This is a genomic window from Pseudomonas sp. GL_139_B, assembly GCF_057834475.1.
This window is the reverse complement of the sequence record NZ_CM174403.1, coordinates 1,665,189-1,687,119: the sequence shown is the minus strand read 5'-3', so window position 1 is coordinate 1,687,119 and position 21,931 is coordinate 1,665,189. Positions and strand designations below refer to the sequence as shown.

16 protein-coding genes and 4 pseudogenes are annotated in these 21,931 nt (G+C 50.8%); all 20 read right to left on the bottom strand.

The genetic code is table 11. The annotated features are described in order from the left end of the window. Nucleotides 1-74: 74 nt before the first annotated feature. Nucleotides 75-941: pseudogene (locus AC3ISI_RS07675) on the bottom strand (class I SAM-dependent methyltransferase); the annotation flags it as partial. Then, the gene (locus AC3ISI_RS07670) at nucleotides 938-2,155 is read right to left on the bottom strand and encodes an ABC transporter ATP-binding protein (RefSeq protein WP_489336230.1); all 1,218 of its coding nucleotides are present in this window, start codon (nucleotides 2,153-2,155) and stop codon (nucleotides 938-940) included. The pseudogene AC3ISI_RS07675 and the gene AC3ISI_RS07670, both read right to left, overlap by 4 nt. Continuing rightward, nucleotides 2,152-2,946 (bottom strand): ABC transporter permease, encoded by a 795-nt coding sequence (locus AC3ISI_RS07665; protein WP_489336228.1) that lies wholly within the window; start codon nucleotides 2,944-2,946, stop codon nucleotides 2,152-2,154. Before AC3ISI_RS07665 ends, AC3ISI_RS07670 begins: the two co-directional genes overlap by 4 nt. 155 nt (nucleotides 2,947-3,101) lie before the next feature. After that, nucleotides 3,102-4,044, bottom strand: a pseudogene (locus AC3ISI_RS07660) (sugar phosphate nucleotidyltransferase); the annotation flags it as partial. A 7-nt stretch (nucleotides 4,045-4,051) separates the two neighbouring features. Beyond that, entirely contained in the window at nucleotides 4,052-5,419 is a 1,368-nt protein-coding gene (locus tag AC3ISI_RS07655) for a phosphohexomutase domain-containing protein (protein WP_489337652.1), read from the bottom strand. Between the two features lie 128 nt (nucleotides 5,420-5,547). Next, nucleotides 5,548-6,990, bottom strand: a complete 1,443-nt coding sequence (locus AC3ISI_RS07650; RefSeq protein ID WP_489336227.1) for a mannose-1-phosphate guanylyltransferase/mannose-6-phosphate isomerase — start codon at nucleotides 6,988-6,990, stop codon at nucleotides 5,548-5,550. Between the two features lie 430 nt (nucleotides 6,991-7,420). Then, a pseudogene (locus AC3ISI_RS07645) lies at nucleotides 7,421-7,979 on the bottom strand (sugar nucleotidyltransferase); the annotation flags it as partial. Between the two features lie 69 nt (nucleotides 7,980-8,048). Continuing rightward, nucleotides 8,049-8,555: pseudogene (locus tag AC3ISI_RS07640) on the bottom strand (GDP-mannose 4,6-dehydratase); the annotation flags it as partial. Nucleotides 8,556-8,693: 138 nt separating this feature from the next. Further along, nucleotides 8,694-8,933: a LapA family protein gene (locus AC3ISI_RS07635; protein WP_489336226.1), complete on the bottom strand. Its 240-nt coding sequence runs from the start codon at nucleotides 8,931-8,933 to the stop codon at nucleotides 8,694-8,696. Between the two features lie 27 nt (nucleotides 8,934-8,960). Continuing rightward, nucleotides 8,961-9,257 carry an integration host factor subunit beta gene (gene ihfB, locus AC3ISI_RS07630; RefSeq protein WP_003369729.1) on the bottom strand — a complete coding sequence of 99 codons (297 nt, stop codon included), beginning with the start codon at nucleotides 9,255-9,257 and terminating at the stop codon, nucleotides 8,961-8,963. A 342-nt stretch (nucleotides 9,258-9,599) separates the two neighbouring features. Then, the gene (gene tnpC, locus AC3ISI_RS07625; protein ID WP_489332794.1) at nucleotides 9,600-11,153 is read right to left on the bottom strand and encodes an IS66 family transposase; all 1,554 of its coding nucleotides are present in this window, start codon (nucleotides 11,151-11,153) and stop codon (nucleotides 9,600-9,602) included. 17 nt (nucleotides 11,154-11,170) lie between these two features. Next, nucleotides 11,171-11,530 carry an IS66 family insertion sequence element accessory protein TnpB gene (tnpB, locus tag AC3ISI_RS07620; protein WP_489332793.1) on the bottom strand — a complete coding sequence of 120 codons (360 nt, stop codon included), beginning with the start codon at nucleotides 11,528-11,530 and terminating at the stop codon, nucleotides 11,171-11,173. Between the two features lie 43 nt (nucleotides 11,531-11,573). Next, the gene (locus tag AC3ISI_RS07615) at nucleotides 11,574-11,747 is read right to left on the bottom strand and encodes a hypothetical protein (protein ID WP_489337650.1); all 174 of its coding nucleotides are present in this window, start codon (nucleotides 11,745-11,747) and stop codon (nucleotides 11,574-11,576) included. Nucleotides 11,748-12,079: 332 nt separating this feature from the next. Beyond that, nucleotides 12,080-15,589 (bottom strand): glycosyltransferase, encoded by a 3,510-nt coding sequence (locus AC3ISI_RS07610; RefSeq protein ID WP_489336225.1) that lies wholly within the window; start codon nucleotides 15,587-15,589, stop codon nucleotides 12,080-12,082. Beyond that, nucleotides 15,582-16,934 (bottom strand): ABC transporter ATP-binding protein, encoded by a 1,353-nt coding sequence (locus tag AC3ISI_RS07605; RefSeq protein WP_489336224.1) that lies wholly within the window; start codon nucleotides 16,932-16,934, stop codon nucleotides 15,582-15,584. Before AC3ISI_RS07605 ends, AC3ISI_RS07610 begins: the two co-directional genes overlap by 8 nt. Further along, on the bottom strand, nucleotides 16,924-17,742 hold the full coding sequence (locus AC3ISI_RS07600) for an ABC transporter permease (RefSeq protein WP_489336222.1): 819 nt from the start codon (nucleotides 17,740-17,742) through the stop codon (nucleotides 16,924-16,926). Before AC3ISI_RS07600 ends, AC3ISI_RS07605 begins: the two co-directional genes overlap by 11 nt. Nucleotides 17,743-17,939: 197 nt before the next feature. Further along, entirely contained in the window at nucleotides 17,940-18,863 is a 924-nt protein-coding gene (locus AC3ISI_RS07595; protein ID WP_489336221.1) for a glycosyltransferase, read from the bottom strand. A 56-nt stretch (nucleotides 18,864-18,919) separates the two neighbouring features. After that, a complete protein-coding gene (gene rfbA, locus AC3ISI_RS07590) occupies nucleotides 18,920-19,810 on the bottom strand; it encodes a glucose-1-phosphate thymidylyltransferase RfbA (protein WP_489336220.1) in 891 nt (296 codons plus the stop codon). Next, nucleotides 19,807-20,700, bottom strand: a complete 894-nt coding sequence (rfbD, locus tag AC3ISI_RS07585) for a dTDP-4-dehydrorhamnose reductase (RefSeq protein WP_489336218.1) — start codon at nucleotides 20,698-20,700, stop codon at nucleotides 19,807-19,809. Before rfbD ends, rfbA begins: the two co-directional genes overlap by 4 nt. Continuing rightward, nucleotides 20,697-21,773: a dTDP-glucose 4,6-dehydratase gene (gene rfbB / locus AC3ISI_RS07580; RefSeq protein ID WP_489336217.1), complete on the bottom strand. Its 1,077-nt coding sequence runs from the start codon at nucleotides 21,771-21,773 to the stop codon at nucleotides 20,697-20,699. The genes rfbD and rfbB overlap by 4 nt, the downstream gene beginning before the upstream one ends. Nucleotides 21,774-21,931 lie beyond the last annotated feature (158 nt).

Below are 21,931 nucleotides of genomic sequence, written 5' to 3'. Positions count from 1 at the left end.
CGCTCAACCTCTTGAATCTTCTCAGCAATCGTACCTAAATCCTGACTAAGCTCATTCGTACGACTTTCAAGCTGCTCGTGAAAAGAAGCTTGCAGCTGACTATTCTGCCGCTCAACCTCTTGAACCTGCTCAGCAAACGTACCTAAATCCTGACTGAGCTCATTCAGTCGACTTTCAATCTGGCTATTACGAGATTGAGCCTCGGCGTCATATCGGTGAGCCAATACTTCAAGGGGCAGCCCATGGTCTTGTTCAAAGACAGGATCGAAAGACTGCAACTCTTCAGGCAATGCCTCTTTTTGCGCCACAATAGCGTAGTCTGGACTCACACCACCCAGCACACTCATTAGTGCCGTTGAGGATGCGCTCGCAAGCTCTGGAGATTCCTGCAAACGCAGCAGTTTCGATCGGGAGAAACCGCTGTATTCGGTCAGAAAGCTCAATAAAAGGTGAGGAATTGGGCGTTCATGAGTTGGGTCAAGATAGAAATTCTGCGTGCCGACCACAATATTTTCGGCGTTTGGAGTTTCCAGGATCAGCAGCCCGCCAGGCTTGAGGACTCGCAGCGCTTGTGCCACCAACTCTTTCAAATCATCAAAAGGAATATGTTCAGCTATATGAAATCCCGAGACGACAACTTGACTCTCATCCGGCAGGTTTTTAAGGACTTCAAGAGCATCACCCTGGATGGCAGGCAAATTTAGAGACTTGCATCCCTCAAGCATACCCTCATCCAAATCAACCCCCATAGGGGTAAAGCCGTTTTGCAAAAGCACTTGCAACCATTCTCCGCGCCCACACCCAAGGTCCAGCGCCGGACATTCACCGTAGAGCTGTTTCAGGGGGGCAATAAAAGGTAGATAGATATTCAAGCGATCAAGAATCAGCTCACGCGAACCACGATGACGATCTTCAAAAGCACGATAAAAAGGCACTATCATCTTGTGTACTCCACAACAGGGGGTATCCATGCCAATCCCACAAACTCTGATTTCGAAGTATTCACAACATTAAAGACCAATGCCAAATCAACCCATTCAAAGTTCTTCGAAAGGTGGGTTTCCGACGTGTGCAAAGCTACAGCTACGGAGTAGGAGCCCACTCCAAGATTGGCGGGAAAGGAAAAGCTATATTGAAGCTCTTCATTGGCCTGAAGATTTTCCAGCTTGCACCCAAGATAGTGAGTATTTGTACCAAAGACTGGCTGCCCCAGTCGGTCCTTGATGACATAACCAACCACCAATTCCGGAACTTGCGTGTTGATACGCACCTTGATGCGCAGCGAAACCGTGTCTGCTACCGGGACATATTCAATAGACTGTCCTGCAACATTATGTAGGCTGACCGACTCAATACTCGCTTCCCCGGTTCCAGAGCGCGTTTGGGTAGAACCACCTTTCAGCTCACGCACCTTAACCGTTTTGTTTTCTTTTTCTGCGATGAGGGCATTATAGAAATCCATGACTTCTTCAGGATTCCCGTCCTTTATCACCGTGCCGCTTTCCAAGAGTAGCGCACGACTGCATAGCGCCTGAATGGAGGCCCTGTCGTGTGAAACGATCAGCAGCGTGGTGCCCTGCTTTTGAAACTCTCGGATACGGTCGAAGCTTTTATGCTGAAAATAAGTGTCGCCTACAGACAGAGCTTCATCAACGATTAGAATCTCTGGACGAATAGCAGTTGCGACAGAAAACGCAACTCGCATTTGCATACCACTGGAATAGGTTCTGACAGGCTCGTCAAAATATTCGCCAACCTCTGCGAAGGCTTCGACATCTTCAATAACCTGATGCGTCTGCTCAGTAGTAAAACCCATCAATCCGGCTGCATGATAAACATTTTGCCTCCCTGTCAAATCAGGGTTGAATCCCATTCCCAATTCCAGAATGGCGGCAATCCGTCCATTGACCTGAACGCTGCCTTCCGTTGGCTGAAGCGTTCCGGTAATCATTTTAAGCAGAGTCGACTTACCGGCACCATTCTGGCCAACGATGCCAATAGCCTCTCCCGGCCGAATCGAAAAACTAACGTGTTTGATTACCCAGTGCTCTTCACTAGGCTTTGTCGGCAGACCAAACCAGCGACCTACTCGTTGTAACTCTGAAGGGTAAACTCTGTAAGCCTTACCTAAGTTACTTACGGTTAAAAGACTCATAAAACGTCCACCATCTCTGGAGCTGCTCGCCTGAACATAAATAGGCCTAACAGCATTAATGCAACCGCAGCGACTAAAGGTCCTACGAGGCTCTGAAGATCAGGCATCTGCCCGTATACCAAAACGTTATGGTATGCCGTTACAATTGGATACATGGGATTGAAAGCCAGGAGCCCCTTAAACTCTTCAGGAATAATGTTGGCTGGATAAGCGATAGGCGTGAACCAAAACCAAGCTTGAAGGACGATCGGTACCACTTGGCCGATATCACGGACAAAGACGTTCAACACCCCCAAGATCAGCCCCATACCCACGGCCAACGCGGCTACGATGAAGGTTAAAGGTATTACCCAAAGCATTTGCATACTTGGAAGCTGTCCAAGAAGTGCGAAGACGAAAAGTAATGCTCCAAAGAGCAAAACATAGTTGAGCAGGCAGGAGCCCAAAACAATCACGGGCAAGGTGATTCGGGGAAATCGCATTTTTTTCATCAGGTTTCCCTGATCGATAAATAGAGTAAGACAACGCCCGACCACTTCGGAAAACAGGCTCCAAGCCAAGATCCCCGCCATCAAATATAGTGAATAAGCATACTTATTATCAATACCCGACAACTTGGCCGCAAGCACATTGGACAGCACCAGCGCGTAAATCGCGACCTGTGCCAGCGGGTTAATAATCATCCATAGCCCACCCAGGCGACTACGGGAGAAACGGGCAATGAACTCATTACGAATGGACGACCAGACGAAGCCTCGGTACTCCAAAAGGCTTCTAAACAACCCCAACATCGCTGACTCCTGAAAAATGCAGGCTAATGCCTGGTGAAAAAATGCAGGCTAATGCCTGACTTATTGTAACACCTACTCTCGAACTCCAGCCCTTCATGCCAGCGCCTAGACGGTAAGAAGCGCGCCATTTACCTGTTTTGGAAGCGCTACATTACTCAGCCACTGGTCCTACCATAGATATCTTCGAACCGCACAATATCGTCTTCCCCCAGGTAGTCGCCCCCCCCTGCACCTCGATCAGTACCGAGTCGATAACACCCGGGTTTTCCACGCGGCGGGTGTGACCAGCAGGAATGAAGGTCGACTCGCTGGTATTCAGCAGGAGTTTGCGATCATTATCAACCACGCGCGCCGTACCGCTGAGCACGATCCAGTGTACGCTGCGGTGGTGATGCATTTGCAACGAGAGCGAGGCTTGGGGCTTTGGGCTTGACTACAATACGCTTGATCTTGAAGCGCAGGTCTTCCTCCAAGGTAGCATAGGCGCCCCAAGGACGACGTACAGTTGCATGGTCGAGGTGTGCGCCATGACCATTTTTCTTCAATTGAGCAATGATCGTCTTGGTGTCCTGCGCGTGCTCTCTGTGGGCGATCGACAGTGCATCTGGGTATCAACGATGATAAGATTTTCAACACCCACCACCAGACTACGCTGGTAGCGAATATAGTTATTGCTGGAGACATGAAGAATAGCTTCACCTTCGATACGGTTACCTTGTTCATCCGTCGGGAATAACTCGCTCATGGCATTCCAAGAGCCAATATCGCTCCAGCCAATATCGCAAGAAACAGTCGCCACTTTACTCGAACACGCCATCAAAGCGAAGTCGATGGAGATATCTGGGGCCATGGCAAAACTCTCTGATTTCAAGTGCAGGCTACGATGGCTGCGGCTTTTCATCAATCCGAAGCCTTCCAGACACAGATAAACTGTGCTGGAAACATCGGGTGTGCACAGAGCCATTTCTTTTAGTAGTGTGCTGGCCCGGAAGCAGAACATTCCTGAGCTCCAGAAATACTCACCGGACGCCAGTAGCCTTTGGCCGTTTCCAGATCTGGCTTCTCGACGAAAGACTTGACCTCGAAGCCGTTACCCAACGGCTGATCATTGAACAGCATCTATCAGCGTTTCAATCTCCTTCAGTCGCGCAAACATCAATTCACTATCACCTTTAGCTTCAACGTTCAGTCGTAACAAAGGTTCAGTATTGGAACCTCGCAAGTTGAACCGCCATTCGTCGAATGCAACGCTGATACCGTCAGTTAAGTCCAGGGCCGGTGACAGAGGTCTAAAATGAGCCAAGACATATTCAATCGTTTTGGCGACATCGACCACTTTGTAGTTAATCTCACCGGTACAGGGGAAGGAAGCAATACGTTCATCGACTTGCTCGGACAGTGGTTTTCCAGTACTCGAAACCAACGCTGCTACCAACAACCATGGAATCATCCCGCTGTCGCAATACGCAAAATCCCGGAAGTAGTGGTGAGCGCTCATCTCTCCGCCATACACCGCATCTTCCTCGCGCATGCGTTCTTTAATGAACGCGTGCCCAGTCTTGCTCTGAATGGCGATACCGCCCGCCTGCTCAACCTGTTCAATGGTATTCCAGGTCAGACGCGGGTCGTGGATGATCTTGCTGCCGGGGTGTTGTTTGAGCAGCATTTCGGCGAGCAGGCCGACGAGGTAATACCCTTCAATGAACCGCCCGTCGGCATCGAAGAAGAAGCAACGATCAAAGTCACCGTCCCAGGCCAGGCCGATATCGCACTGGTTGATCAGCAGCGCCTGGCGAGTCAGTTCGCGGTTTTCGGGCAGCAGTGGATTAGGTACGCCGTTCGGAAAGTGACCATCAGGCACTTCGTTGATGAATACCCATTGCAGCGGCAGACGCGCAGCCAACGCCTGCAGCACGGGGCCTGCAGCACCGCTGCCCGGGTCCGCTAGAATTTTGAGAGGTTTCAAGGCGCTGACGTCGACGTAAGTGAGCAAATGGTCGATGTAGGCAGTCTTGTCGAACTCTTGGCGAACCGCGCCTTTTTTTGCCGAGAAAGTGCCTAGGTCACCCTGATCGACACGCTGGCGAATGGCGTCGAGGCCAGTGTCGCCGCTGATAGGGCGAGACTCGGCCCTGACGAGTTTCATGCCGTTGTAGCCTTTGGGGTTGTGGCTGGCTGTGATCATCACTCCACCATCAACCTTGTAGTGACTGGTGGCGAAATAGACTTCTTCGGTGCCGCACAACCCAATGTCGATCACATCGGCACCCGCTTCGTTAATGCCCCGCATCAGCGCTGCCGCCAGGGGTGGGCTTTCGAGCCTCATGTCCTGGCCGACCACGAAGATTTTGCCTTGCAGCTCGGCAACGAGCGCACGGCCTATGCGGTAAGCGATTTCTTCGTTGAGTTGAGCGGGGACCTGACCACGAATGTCATAGGCCTTGAAGCATTGAGTCACGATAGGAGGATACATACTACTCACTAACTGATAAGTCCGATGCCGCCCTAAGGCGGCAACGGCAAAAATGGATCGCCAAGGCCTCATGCCCCAGGCGCGTTGCCTCCCTGCAAAGCACGGGGATCGCACCGGGTTCAGTGTAGTTACTTGTCGACGCGACCGTAGATGTCTTCGAAACGCACGATATCATCTTCACCCAGATAGTCACCGCTCTGAACTTCGATTAGCACCAGGTCGATAACACCCGGGTTCATCAAGCGGTGCTGATGACCAGCACGAATAAACGTAGACTCGTTAGTGTTCAACATCAGTTCTTTCTGGTCGTTCACCACAACTGCCATCCCACTGACAACAATCCAGTGCTCACTTCTGTGGTGATGCATTTGCAGGGACAGAGAAGCCTTGGGCTTCACCACGATGCGCTTGATCTTGAAGCGCTCGCCATTTTCCAGCGTTGTATAGGTGCCCCAAGGGCGATGCACTGTACGGTGGAGCAAATGAACAGTATGACTGCAGGCCTTGAGCTGACCGACGATATGTTTTACGTCTTGGGCGTGATCCTTGTGAGCAATCATCACCGCATCCGGGGTGTCGATCACCAGCAAGTTCTCGACTCCCACCAGAGCTGTGAGCCGACCTTCGCTGTTTACGTAGTTGTTGCGAGAGGCATGAGACAGTACCTCTCCTTCAAAGCGGTTACCGTTTTCATCAGGCTCGGTCAGCTCACTGACAGCATTCCATGATCCGATGTCACTCCAGCCGATGTCACATGGAACGGTCGCTACTTTCGAGGAGCGCTCCATCAAAGCGTAGTCGATAGAAATATCTGGCACCTCTGCGAATGCATCAGCATCGAGTGCAAGGCAACGGTAATTGGCAGATGAAGTAAGGCGCGATGCTTCAATCGTCCGGCTGACGGCTTCCACTACGTCTGGAACATGCTGACGAAGTTCTTCGAGGACAGTGCCCACCCGGAAGCAGAACATCCCCGAGTTCCAAAAGTAGTTGCCTGCGGCGACATAACTTTGCGCGGTGTCAAGATTGGGCTTTTCGACAAAGCGCGCCACTTTCAGCCCCCCCTTCAGCGGGGCATCTTTCTGCGCTTCGATGTAGCCAAACCCTGTTTCAGGGTACGTCGGCTGGATACCGAAGGTGACCAACCAGCCTTCGGCGGCAAGCGTCATGGCATTGGTTACGGCTGCGGCAAACGCTTTTTCATCGTTAATCAGATGGTCAGCAGCCAGCACCAGCATTTGGGCGTCGGGACCATGTGTGGTTTCCAGCTGAAGCGCGGCGGCAGCAACGGCTGCTGCGGTATTACGCCCAAAAGGCTCCAGGATAAAGCCCTGAGCGTGTTTAGCTGTATTGACTGCGCCGTATTCGTCTTCGGTCTTGAACAGGAGTTCACGGTTAGTCACCGTAAGAACCTCCACAACACCTTCCAGGCGCGAAGCACGAAGAAAGGTTTTCTGGATCAGATTCTGGCCATCTGGCAGCTCCATGAATGGCTTTGGATGGGCTTCTCGAGAAACGGGCCACAGCCGGCTGCCCACTCCGCCAGACAAAATTACGGGAATCAGTACCATGCGCTAAATCCTTAATCCCCTTCTGGTAGATACATCCAGAAAGTGGGGCTCAGTTATATTGTGGGTCATCCTTACATTGTCAGCGATGCAAATTCATTGCTCGAGGCGATTGCAAGGGTGAGAGCTCGACTTCGATCCAAACCCATCGGCTTTGTGCCTGACGCCTCTCTGATTGACCTGCTCAGATACCAGACTACCTTTTTTTTGGGGTGATATCGACATATGGGAATCGTCCCTGGAAGGGAAATAGGATCAGATGATAAGGCATGCGATGTTGAACGGGATCAGGCAACTCTGCCGGCAATTCTACAGGTAGTGCCGGGGAATTATTAACTCATTCGGAAGGTGGAAGGTAAAAAATCATTTAAAAACAAACGTGCGTTTCAAATGCGAGCTCAAAATAACATCAACCGCAAGCACCGATCAAATCTCAGCAACCAGGAGCTTCCAAGAGCTTCCAAGAGCTTTCCAGATAACGACCATAACCAGTTTTTCCAAGCCGCCCAGCTTGAGCTGGCAGCTCAGCCGCGGCGATCCACCCACCGATTTAGGTGATTTATTCGAGGCAGGCCACGTTCAAGCCTTGTCGCTTCTCGATTGTGTGTACGAAGTGGCTAGCGTCTAGCAGCGAGTCATGAGTGCCAGTGTCCAGCCATGCGAGTCACGGCGTGGTTGGACTTGGACTTCAGCGGTTTCTCTTCGATACTCAGCGCCCGACCAGTGGCATCAAATTCAACCACACCAAAACGCTCCGGATCAGACACGTGATAGCCGAATACGATAGCGCCATGCTGCTGAGCGCTGGCAGAACGTAGGTGCTCCGAGAAGCGCTGACCGTAGAAGATATTGTCGCCCGGGATCAGACAGCAAGAGGCCTTGCCAATGAACTCCTCACCGATAATGAAGGCTTGCGCCAAGCCATCCGGGCTAGACTGCTCGGCATAGTGCAACTTAATGCCGTAAAGACTCCCATCACCCAACAGCCAGCGGGATGGCGATCCTGCGCAATCAACTCACCCAACGGTGCAAGTGAGCGTTGCAACTCCCAACCAACTTGGGGCGCGGGCGTGATCTTCGACGCACAGCCAGTCACGGACCTGATTGCCTTTGCCATAGGCCGGCAGCGGCTTGCTTTCCAGGGCATTGAGGATGATCAACGAAATCAACTTCTCAGGGAAATGGCAAGGGCCATAGTTAGTCGAGCAGTTGGTCACCAAGGTTGGCAGGCCATAGGTACGGCTCCTGGCTCGAACCAGGTGATGGAACTGGCCTTACTGGCGGAGTAAGGCGAGCTTGGCTGATAAGGCGTGAACTCGGTGAGTCGTGAAGTGCATGAAGACATCTGGCTGGTGCTCACACATAAAGCGGCCGATCTGCTCACGATCGCAGATGTCGACGCGCTCAAACACGTAACGCGTGTTCTGGTTAACTTCAGCCAACGACCCAAGGTTACCGGCGTAAGTCAGCTTTTCGACCTTGATGACCAAGTCGGAGGTCTTGGAAATGATGTGACGGATAGCCGCCGAGCTGATAAATCCGGCGCCACTGGTTACTAGAGTTTTCAAACGACCTTTGGCTCGCAGTCAGCGTGACCCAAACCTCCAATACACCCCATTGCAATGAGATACAGTCTCATAACGATTCCACTAATGGATACCGACAGCATAGGTGCAAATTAGACGTATGCCGCGCCTTTAACAGAATCAGGCAAGGTGCTTGCGTGAAACTCTGGACGTACGCCCCAGAAACCATCCCAGAATCGGCCCGATCACCATCCCAATCAACAGCGCAACAACTATGACCAGCGATACTGGCAGTTGCGGTGCCGCCCAACCTAGAAACAGCAGGGAAACCGATTGCTGATTCTCGAGAACGAACGCCAGAATCACCAAAACCAGCAACAGGACGAACAAAGCGAGCAATATGCGCTTGAGATTACGCATGAGCAGCTCCTTGAACAACGGAGGCTGTCAAAGCCCTTCCTCCTCATCCTCGTTGACACGATCGCGCAATTCTTTGCCTGGCTTGAAATGCGGCACGAACTTGCCGTCGAGGCTGACAGACTGACCGGTTTTCGGATTACGCCCTACCCGCGGCGCACGATAGTGCAAGGAAAAGCTACCAAACCCACGGATCTCGATGCGATCACCGGTGGCTAGACATTGGGACATTTGTTCGAGCATGGTCTTGATGGCCAGCTCCACATCTTTGGATGAGAGCAGCCCTTGATGGGTGACAATTCGTTCGATCAACTCCGACTTCGTCATGTTTTTCCCTTCTTTTTCAAGCAGCTAGATCAGCGCTTTAAAGGTTTTAGCACGCCCGGATGAATTTGAACAGTCCGAGTTTTGACATACTCAACCGGCAGTGAGATGCCCGCGTCGAGAGCATCCAAATACTTATCGCGCACACTCATTTACAGATGACCAGCATGGTGTGCGTCAGGTATCGGCGCCTTTTCCAGCGGTCGCTCCCAACCACGCATTTTGAACGCAGCAGTACCGGATGGTTTGGAGCCTGCCCCTGCAAGCAGACTACGGTGACCCCACTCCCATATTTGATACGTATCCGATCCATGAACTACACCTACCGCCAGACTACCGCCTCGTTTACCGTGGCATCTCTGGCGAGCAGTTCCATGGCAATAGTGCTTCGTAGTCGGCCACCGACTGCGCATGCGGCAGTCGTTCCAGTACGTGGCGCAGCCACGTATAGGGCTCTTGGCCGTTGACCTTGGCGGTCTCGACCAGACTGTAGATCTGCGCGCTGGCAGTCGCGCCTTTGGGCGTGTCGCTGAACAGCCAAGCCTTGCGACCGATTACAAATGGTTTTATTGCACGCTCTGCCGGGTTGTTGTCGATGGGTAAAAACCCAGCCTCCACGTAGCGCTCCAGTCGGCTCCAGTTACTGGCAAGATAATTAACGGCCTTGCCCAAAACACTTTGCGGTGTCACCTGCGACTGCGTTTTATCCAGCCAGCTTTTCAACTGCGCCAGGATCGGCAGGCTCTTTTCCTGACGATTCATAAAGCGCTGTTCATCGCTGACGTCCTTGAGTTCACGCTCGATGCCATACAGCTTGTTGATCATCGTCAGCGCGATATCGGCACGTCCCGTCTTGCCCTTGGGCTGCACTTTTTGCGCGTCCACGAACTTGCGTCGCGCATGGGCCATGCACGCCAACCGCTCGACACCGGGCTGCAACGCCAATGCGTTGTAACCCGCGTAGTCGTCGGTCATCACGTAGCCGCGATAACTTTCCAGCAGGCGCAACGGTACTTCCTGCGCACGGCTGGAGGTGTAGTCGAACAGCACGACTTTTCGATCTGGCGGCCCACTGGCTTGCACCCACATCCAGGATTGACTGGTCGGGTCTCGACCTGGCTCTTTGAGTACCTGGACGCGGGTTTCATCGCAGTGGATGACCGGACTTTCCAGCAATCGATCACGCATCAGATTCAGCAACGGTTGCAAGTGCTCGCCGCATTGGATGATCCAGCGCGCCAAGGTTTGACGCGGGATATCGATACCGTGTCGGCTCAGCACCGTTTCAAAACGATGCAGCGGTAATCCGTCGACATACTTGGTGGTTAGCAGCATCGCCAAGACGCTCGGACTGGCCATGCTCTTTTCGATCAACTGGGCGGGTTTGTCAGCAGTGACCGGAGCGGTTTCACAACCACGGCAACCGTAGACTTTACGGATGTGTTTGATCACCCGAATCTGCATCGGCACGATATCCAGCTGCTCACTGGTTTCTTCGCTGATCACATGCTTGCGGCAACCGCAGGCACAGGTCAGTTCGTGCTCAGGCAATTCGTGGATGACTTCGATACGCGGCAGATCAGCAGATAGTGGCTTGCGTTTACCACGGCGTGGAGCTGGAGCAACGACTTCTTCATCGGCATCCTCGACGGCGGGCATCGGTTCACTTTCGGGCTCATTGAACAGCGCCAGTTGCGGCGTGTTGGATTCGACCGTTTGTTCGGACTTACAGCCAAATATACGGTCACGCAGCAACTTGATCTGCTCTTTCAGATCAACGATATGGGTCTGGTAAGCCTCTTTGACTTCCTGATCACGTGCACGCGCTTCGTACGTCTCAAGCAGCATCTGTTTGAGACGCACGGGGTCATCAGGAAGGTTGTCAGGCATGGAAATCATGCCGCGGATTATAACCTTTAGGCGACAAATCTTGGAGTCAAAACCTGATGGGGGCGGTTACGCCACAGATCAAAACCGTCGAGTAACCAGTTCAACTCCTGGACGCTTAACACGATGGCCTCGTCGGTGGCATCGGGCGATGTTTTGAAACGTTCCGACTCCAGGCGCTTGAGCCAAAGGCAGAAGCCGTTGCGCTCCCAGTACAACACTTTGACGCGGTTGCGGTGGCGATTTAGAAAGACGAAAAGCACGGGGTCGAACACCGCAACTTTGATGTCCAGTTCGACCAACGCAGCCAAGCCGTCGATGGACTTTCGAAAATCTACAGGCTTCGGGTAGAGGTACACTTTTTCGACGCTGGCATTTGGACGCATCATGGTGATGGGCTCCTGATGGAAATCGGGAGCACAGCATCAGCCGTCAACTATCAGCTTGGAATGTGGAGTTCATGGAGCGGATACTTTGATACAGCATCGCTAGCTCACTCCAGCGTTCGTGCCCCCCCCAACAAAGTATTTTTACCCGATTACGGTGGTGACTCAGAAAAACGAAAAGCACAGAGTCGAACACAGCGAATTTAATGCTAGCAACCAGGGCCGCCAGACAGTCGATGGATTTTCGGAAGTCAACGGGCCTGAGGTAGAGATAGACTTTTGGGATTTTTCATCGGGACGCATTAGGAGGTGCAGTCTCCGGAAAGGAATCGGGAGTACAGCATCGAGGATCAGGCGGTGATTTTTAATGCGGGGTTTATGGGGCTACAGATCACTCGGAGTCGTTACAATGAATTTAGGAGCGCTAAGCGGGAGAGATAGCAGGTAACACAGGAGCACGAAATAGAGCCCCCTCCCCCGCAAGCTGGCAACATAACAACATCCTCCATTGCGCATCTAACAGTTAGCCAGATGCGCCTTCAATGAAAAATGTTAGCCCTCCCCAAGATTACTGGCTTCTAAACCAATACGCTGTTTAGCGCTTTGAACAGCTATATCATACGCTTCATGCAGTAATGCATGCCGTTCGGCCCGCACATGTGAATCAGACGGTGTACGGAACAATGAGGTTGTTTTTTCGACGTAGCGAAACTTCCCGCCAGACCCATAGCACAACCACAAGTTCCAGTCCTCTAGCTGATCCAGTTCGAGATCAAATCCACCCCAGCGAAGGTACAACTCCTTCTTGAAAATTATAGACTGGATCGGTATGAAGTTATGGCGCTGCATCACCTCATAATCCCAAACCTGGCGAAAAATCGGAGGAGTATAGAACATCTCCTCAACATAAGATGTTTTATCTTCATTGACATGCGTAGTAACCTCAAACGCCAGGCTGTAAGCAGCATCAATGGACGTATCCGCATTCAAGCACTGCATCAACGTTTCCACATGATCAGAAAACAGTAAGTCATCATCATCCAAAAACATATAGTACTCGCCGGAAGCAACAGCCATTGCTGCGTTCCCGACGCCAGAGCGGCCAATTTTTTCATTTTCCAGGAATCGAACCCGGACATTAGACGGCGCAGATTTGGCTAGCGATTCGACCAACTCCGCTTGGGTATTACCACCGTCCTCGGCTACCAAGAGCTCAATATTTGGGTAAGTTTGATTGAAAACACTCGCCATCGCTTGTTTCAGGAACATCCCACGACCGCGGTAGGTTCTCGTAATTACCGTGACCATGGGCAAGAAATCTGGGCGGACGATTGCTTCCGCTTGAAAGAATGCGCCCTCCCTAATTAGTTCGTAGTCGTAACCGCGAAATGGAAATCTTGCAGGAACAGGTCCCTTCCCTTTCAAAAAGTGCGCTAGATTTTTCAAGAGCTTCGGCACATTACGAAGTAGCATTTTTTTCGAACCCGGAAACTGTGACGGGTACACAAAAAGAGCAGCATATAGCACAAAGGCCATAATACGATCGCTAAATGAACCGTAACGAAGACGAATATAGCTATTACCAAGAACACTACCGGCAAACTGAAGAGGTTTGATTTCTCCCGCTTCCTCGTAGGTGTAATGAAGCACTGGAGCGCTAGGCAAATATTTGAGCGAGTACCCGAACGAGCGCAGCCTATAAGAGAACTCGACATCTTCACCATACATGAAAATAGCATGGTCGTAGCCCCCACAGCGCTCGTAGGCTTCCCGCTTGAGCAGCACACAAGCGTGAGATGACCAATTTGTTTCTAGCGTAACGGGGTCATAGTACTTAGGGTGCTCATACGGTAGCTGCCGTAACTCCCAGCTTCCTACAGAGGAATCCTTATCGCTAATTGCTGTGCGAACAGCTGTAACGATGGAATCAGCGAGAAATTCAAGATCAAGGTTCACGATCAGACAGAATTCCGAATGGCCGGCTTTTAGGCCACGATCGTGCCCCGCACCAAAACCTAAATTTTTCTGCTGAATGACTTCCGCGCTGGCAAACTCACCTCCTCGCGCTTTCAGATACTCTTCGAACAGCGCCACCGTATTATCGGTAGAACCGTTATCAACCACTTTAAAATGAATTTTCGACAGCGGGTAATTTTGAACCGCCAAAGACGCAAAAAAATTATTCACCCAACGAGAGCTATTATAGGAAACAGCTGAAATATCAATCTCTGGAAGTTCACTCACTGGCAAATCTACTTGAGCGACAACGGTTTTAGAGAATCGGTTATCAGACAAAGAATTCAAGGAATGAATATTCTCACTTGAGAACGTCTTGTCTTGAATAACCCGCGCCAAACTCATTTTTTTTTGCTGATAAAACGACCAAGCAAATTTCAAAAACGGCACCCTGAGGTATACAGCGCGCGCAAAACTTCTCAGTACCATTTTGTCACCACGAACCAATGCGCGAGAAACATCAAACAATTTAGAGGAAACACGTCGAAACACACGTAAGGGCCGTGTTAATGTCCATGACTTACTTCTAAGAATATCGTCCAGCTGAGTCCGTAGCGTATCCACTTGTGTCTGTAAGGTATCAACCTGAATGTTGAGCGTAGGATTATGCGATTCGAAGCTACTATTTTGCGCGGACAGACTCTGAAGTTTCAAAGAAATTACATCTGCCCAAATTTCGGATCGAACAACATAAGTACGCAGGACACGATCATTGAGGATCATAGACAACGCCGCAAGCGAATCAAGTGGTGAGGCCACATCAGACTGCTCAATATTAAACTCAACATGCAAGCGAGTTACACCGCATGCAAGCGCTGCTCGCCTAACAAAATCATGCCATGATCCATTATTGCCTGCAAAATACGGATCATTAAATTCGCGCACATAACCGGCAGGAATCAGGAGGCGCCAAGAAGCATTTGTCGCCACCGAAGAAAACAATTCGAATTGATTCGGCATATCGCCAGAACTCACGCCCTCTGCGAGTTCAACAACTGAATTTCCACGCGCGCAATCCAATTGCGCAATCAGCGCATCCAATGCGCAACCACACACCTCCTTAGGTATAGTGACAAATGACCAATGGCTAGTGCGCAATGAAGTCTTCACAACGGTCTCAAGAGTTGCCTCACTGTAACGTAAAACACTCCATGAATCCTCGAAATCCCCCTCAATGCGCCCAGGGAGCACCAGATCGATTTGGTCACGGCACTCAAGTGTTGCAAGCCTGGATATCAAACTTGAGACTTGATGCGCAGTGGTCGTTTCCGAAAACACAAGCGAAACGGAAACACCCGTTCGCTGAGGCTGCTGTTTTTTGATTACATCGCCAGGCACATATGCTCGTACAAACTGGTAGACGCTTGCATTCGGATCCAACACCCCCTTTAGCGCCCTGAAATCCTGGCCAATCCCTGTATCCCGATTCAATACCAGGGAAGGACGCTCAAAAAACTGCTCACTGAACTCGAGGTGATAATCATTGACTGCGACTTGTCTCCAACCGTTTTTTTGAGTAACTTCGAGCAAGTTGCTTTCGGTGTACACAACGGTATGGGTTTTATCTAAAATCCCTGTATCGAGATAATCATACGCACCCGCAAGCAGTTTAAGCGCTACATCGGTGTGTGACGAGTTTGGAACAGACAAGATAAGTGCAAGCTGTTGCTCACTAGAGAATGATTCCTTAATTCGACTCAACACACCGCAGTCGTAGTCAAGATGTTCAATGACATCCAACATCGATATCGTAACAACTGGATACCCCTCACACAGCGACTTCAGTTGCGAGATCACTACCGACTCTTGGGTCAGGTCTAGCTCATAGGCTTCGATGCCGTTGATCTTCAAGGCTTCGACGCTTTCACGATTCGCATCGAAGCCGATGTACCTAGCACCACCTTTCTCAATCTGACGAGCGATGGCTGCATAGCCACACCCCAGATCTACGTGTATAGCCCCAGCGCCGGAATACTTCCGTATCAGATCAACGGCGCAGGCATATACACTGACCGGTTCATAAGAGAAATTATATTTTTTATCCATTAGATTGCAACTCGATATCAATCATAGGAATCCCGACCAAACCTGTAGACACACTACTACTATGGGATTTGAAAGCTATTGCGTCGTGCACCCAGCTATGGATAACATGATTATCTTGGGTGCCATTTGCGATCGCGACACCTATTGTATAGTCGCCAGCGGGCATCATTGGCATTCTGAATTTAAACCTCGCGGTAAAATTATTACCACTGTTTATTTTTACCGCTTCATCGACATAGGTAAGGTAAGTATTGTCACCAAACAGGTGCTGACCATTCCTATCTTTAACCAGAAAGCCAACAATAGGCTGATCCAACTGAACTTCGGTGTGGATTTTTACAACCAGCGCGACCAATTCCCCCCCGACAAACCAGGATATCGGCGCACCCGACTCACTCCCCAGATACACGTCGAGAACATGCGCTTTACTCAGACCAAACTTTTCTCCTTCATTAGAAAACCTAAAGACTTCCAAATCATTTCTAATGACAGAAGAGTTAATAAAATCCTGCCGCACATCTCGAAAGTCTTCTACCGCTCGCGCCAACTCTATTTTTGGCTCAGGTACTACCTGAGTCGAGCCAGATGAGGCGTAGTACTCGGCTAGATAAGACTGACAAACCGTTTTCGAGTCGCCGTAAGCTTTTCGATCTCCGGACTGAAGCCAAACGGCACGCTCACAAAGACTCATAACACTATTAGTGTCATGAGTTACAAAAAGGATAGTTCCACGCTTCTTGAATTCCGCCAGAAATCGCATACATTTTTGAGTGAAAAATATATCGCCAACAGCTAGGGCCTCATCAATGACTAATATATCAGCATCAACATTGGCAATGACTGCAAAAGCAAGACGGACATACATACCGCTAGAGTACGTTTTTACCGGCTGCTCGATGAATTCTCCAATTTCGGCAAATTCTAAAATCGCATCATAGCGTGCATCGATCTCGTTTTTACTCAAGCCAAGAATACCGGCATTCATATAGACATTTTCACGACCACTAAACTCAGGATTGAATCCAGAACCCAGTTCCAGCAGTGCTGCGATACGCCCAATAGTTGTCACACTTCCGCTCGTAGGTTGAAGTGTTCCGCAGATCATTTGCAGGAGAGTTGATTTTCCGCTGCCATTGCGGCCAATTATGCCAACAGTTTCACCTTTTCTCACCTCAAATGAAACGTCTTTGAGCGCCCAAAACTCTCGAAAATATTGTTTTGCAGATTGTCCTATAGCTCGCTGAAACGGCGGCATTACAAACTGTTTGAGACGATCACGAGGCTGCTCATATATTTGATAGCACTTGCTAAGATTTTCGACTTTAATAGATATTTCAGAGGACATCAGCAAACCCCTTTCGAGTCTTCTGGAACCAGGCAAAGCCTAACCACGCAACGAACATAGTAACAACCAAGTAAAGCCCGACCATAGCAAAGTCCGGTGCCTTTCCCCAATACAGCACATCCCGCGTCTGCTCGATAACAGGCGTCATCGGATTTAAATACAGTAGACCGCGATATCGTTCAGGTATCGCTGTCACAGGATAGAAAATTGGAGAAAGGAACATTAGGGTGCTGGTAACAATGCCGACAAATTGAGCCGCATCACGCAAGTACACCCCTAACGATGCCAACGCCCAACTCAATCCCATTATAAAAAAAATCAGCGGAAGAAGAATCACAGGCAGATAGAGTGCGGTGAGATGCGGCACACCAAAAAAGACAATATAGGCCAGCATCCATACGAAAAGACTGATGGCCCCATGAAAAAGTGCAGAACCCAGATTCACCCAAGGTAAAATTTCCAGAGGAAAAACTACCTTTTTTACATAATTTGGATTACCCAGAATCAATCCTGGAGCTCGGTTTATACATTCTGCGAACAGACTAAAAACCATTAACCCAGCGAAGAGGATGAGGGCAAACTCGGTTTTTGAGTCCCCCCCCGTCCCCCAACGAGCTTTAAAAATAACACTAAATACAAATGTATATACCACAAGCATAAACAGAGGATTCAGGAAGGACCATAGAATCCCCATAAATGAGCCGCGATATCGACCGAGCACATCCCGTTGCACAAACGACTTTATCAAACTCCGGTGCCGCCAAAGACTTGCAACTAGTTCCCTGGGGGTCGCTGAAAAATTCTGCATCAAGCAAACACCTTAGAAAAAAATATTGCTGAGCAATTCATAAACACTCTCCTTTCGTCATGACTTTCACGCAGCATACCCGAGCAGGCGTGTTGCACCGCGCGCCGCCGCGAAAAATATCTTGCCCTATAACAATCTGAAAATAATTGCCTTACCATTAAATCCACTTGCCCCTGTCACCAGTACTAGCAGCCCGCTCATGAAGCTTCATTTCCTAGCAATGCGGTGGCCCAGCAAATGCAAAAGAAGAACACCTTGTCGCGAATCCGACGCCGACACTTCCAGGCGCTGAATGACAATTTCATTAACTGTCGACGCTGTAATTGCAGCCACATTTTCACGAACGGATCATCGTCCTGCCCCACCAACAACGCAATCATTCGCACTTGGTTGAACCACCATCCATCATGGATTGTCTTGTATCGATTAACCAACGAGCTTAATCCTTTGTTAGCCCCAACCTGATTGCTCTCATGCTGACGATATTCCATGGTTGGCATTGGATCGATATACCAACGATATCCATGGCTACGAGCAAATGCATAGAAGTACCAATCATGCAGACTAACCTTCTGCAGCTGCTGCCAATTGTTGAGCATCGATTTTTTTAGAGACAACGCGAAGCGTTTTCCAAAAACATATGTACAACCTGGCCCCGCTGCCTCGAACAAAAAATCCCATGCAACTTGAGGCTGTGCCTTGTCCAGCAAGTGACTTCTGCCATCAGCCCAAAAGGCCATTACGTTGCTGGAATACGCATCAACCTGCTGGGAGTCAATCGTAGAAGTTGCGCGTAGGAGCTTATCAACACGCCAAATATCATCTTGATCGGAAAAGGCTATGAAGTCGTAGGCTTCAAAATCTACGTCACGAATCAACCGAAAGAAATTGCGCGCTGCACCACCAAATTTTCCTGCATCCGGGAGGACTATGACACGTGGATGCTCAGCCGCGTAAGCTGCGCACCATGCCTGCGTGCCGTCAGTAGAACGGTCGACGCTGATATAAACCATTACGTCGACGTCGCATTGGCAAAGGATCGAGTCGAGCTGTTCCTCGATCCAATGCATTCCGTTGTAGGCAGCCAGCAAAACTGCAACCTTGGGTAAACTAACTGGCATGCCATTCCTGCCTGCACATTTGGAACGTTGATGATTAAAAAAGACAACGTCCGGGTTTAGCGAGCGCTCGATTCCAAGAGTTTTTGCAGATACTGACCATAACCTGTCTTTTTCAAGGCATTGGCCTGGGCACCCAACTGGTCAGCAGTGATCCAACCGTTGTTGTAGGCAATTTCTTCTAGACAAGCCACTTTCAAGCCTTGGCGCTTCTCGATTGTGTGTACGAAGTGGCTAGCCTCTAGCAGCGAGTCATGAGTACCAGTGTCCAGCCATGCGAAACCGCGACCGAGCATTTCAACATTGAGCGTATTCTGCTGAAGATAAGCGCGGTTAACGTCGGTAATTTCCAGCTCGCCACGTTCGGACGGCTTGATACTCTTGGCAATATCAACGACCTGATTGTCGTAGAAGTACAAACCGGTCACGGCGTAATTGGACTTGGGCTTCAGCGGTTTCTCTTCAATGCTCAGCGCCCGACCAGTGGCATCAAATTCAACCACACCAAAACGCTCCGGATCGGACACGTGATAGCCGAATACGGTAGCGCCATGCTGCTGAGCGGTGGCAGAACGCAGGTGTTCCGAGAAGCGCTGACCGTAGAAGATATTGTCGCCCAGGATCAGACAGCAAGGGTCCTTGTCAATGAACTCCTCGCCGATAATGAAGGCTTGCGCCAAGCCATCCGGGCTAGGCTGCTCGGCATAGGTCAACTTGATGCCGTAAAGACTCCCATCACCCAATAGCTTACGAAAACAAGGCAAGTCTTCAGGCGTAGAGATAATCAGAATTTCACGCATGCCCGCGAGCATCAGCACCGACAACGGATAAAAAATCATCGGTTTGTCGTAGATCGGCAACATCTGTTTGGACACACCGAGGGTCAACGGATGCAAGCGCGTGCCCGAGCCGCCAGCGAGGATGATGCCTTTACGATTGGTCACGATCATTTGTTCAGAACTTCCCTAAGCATTCGGGTTACGCCACTTTGCCAATCCGGCAAGTGTAGAGAAAAATTGTCACGCAGCTTTTGAGTATTCAATCGAGAATTCAAAGGGCGGCGAGCAGGTGTGGGGTAGGCGGTCGTTTCAATCGGGCTGATTGTCGTGACTACGAGCTGCTCGCCATTGGCCTGAGCAAAACCGATCACGTGGCTGGCATACCCGTGCCAGGACACTTCGCCACTGGCGGCCAAATGATACAGGCCTGCAAGCTCCGGGCGCTGCATGACTTGCTGGATGGCCAGCGCGGTCACATCAGCGATCAGATCTGCACCTGTCGGCGCACCGATCTGGTCCGCAATCACGCTTAGCGTCTCGCGATCCTTGGCCAGACGCAGCATGGTCTTGGCAAAATTGTTACCCCGAGCGCCGTAGACCCAGCTGGTACGGAAGATCAAGTGCTTGCAACCTGACACTGAAATCGCCTGTTCGCCGGCCAACTTACTGGCACCGTAGTGATTCACTGGGGCGACTGCATCGGTCTCTTGCCATGGCTGCGAACCTTGACCGCTGAAAACGTAGTCGGTCGAATAATGGATCAGCCAGCCGCCTAAAGCAGCAACCTCCTCAGCCATGACCTGACTGGCCAGACCGTTAACACGGTCGGCCAGCTCGGTCTCGGACTCAGCCTTGTCGACGGCAGTATAGGCCGCTGCATTGACGATGACGTCAGGCTTAACCTGGCGGATCGTGGCGCGCAATGCCTCCAGATCGGACAGATCGCCACATAGTCCATCAACGGTATGACGATCCAGTGCAATCAACTCACCCAACGGCGCAAGTGAGCGTTGCAACTCCCAGCCGACTTGGCCGTTTTTTCCCAGCAGGAGGATTTTCATGCCTTGCTCGAACGATCCGCATAGTTCTGGTCGATCCACTGTTGGTAGCTGCCGCTCTTCACGTGAGCCACCCATTCAGTGTTGTTCAGATACCACTCGACCGTTTTGCGGATACCGGTTTCGAACGTTTCTTCCGGAGTCCAACCCAACTCACGCTGAATTTTGCTGGCATCGATCGCGTAGCGCTGGTCATGGCCTGGGCGATCCTGAACGTAAGTGATCAGGCTGGCGTGCGGGCGATGAGCGGAGTCCGGACGCAGTTCATCGAGCAGTGCACAAAGGGTGTGTACAACTTCGATGTTTTGCTTTTCGTTATGACCGCCGATGTTGTATGTCTCACCGATAACACCTTCGGTGACGACTTTGTACAACGCACGGGCGTGATCTTCGACGTACAGCCAGTCACGGACCTGATTGCCTTTGCCATAGACCGGCAGCGGCTTGCCTTCCAGCGCATTGAGGATGATCAGCGGGATCAACTTCTCAGGGAAATGGCATGGGCCATAGTTGTTCGAGCAGTTGGTCACCAGAGTTGGCAGGCCATAGGTACGGCTCCAGGCGCGAACCAGGTGATCGGAACTGGCCTTACTGGCGGAGTAAGGCGAGCTTGGCTGATAAGGCGTGGTCTCGGTGAAGAGGTCTTCCGGACCTTCGAGGTCTCCGTAAACTTCGTCAGTCGAGATGTGATGGAAGCGGAAATTGGCTTTCCGCACCTCATCCAGAGCCGCCCAATAGTGGCGCGCAGCTTCCAGCAAGGTGTAAGTGCCGATGATGTTGGTCTGAATGAATTCAGATGGGCCAGAAATCGAGCGATCGACGTGGGACTCTGCCGCCAGGTGCATGACGGCATCTGGCTGGTGTTCACGCAGCACTCGGTCGATCTGATCGCGATCACAGATGTCGACGCGCTCGAACACGTAACGCGAGTTCTGGCTAACTTCGGCCAATGACTCAAGGTTACCAGCGTAAGTAAGCTTATCGACGTTGATGACCGAGTCGGTGGTGTTGGAAATGATGTGACGGATGACCGCCGAGCCGATAAATCCGGCGCCGCCGGTTACTAGAATTTTCACGCGAAACAATACCCTTGAGTAACTGACAAGGCCGCCAATTGAGCGCTGTCTAATCCATAAATGCAAAAGCCACCAAACGTGCTGAGGCTTCTGACAGAGTCAGCCTGAACCGATGCAGGCATATGCCACTTATCGGATACGTGCAACATTTTACAGCT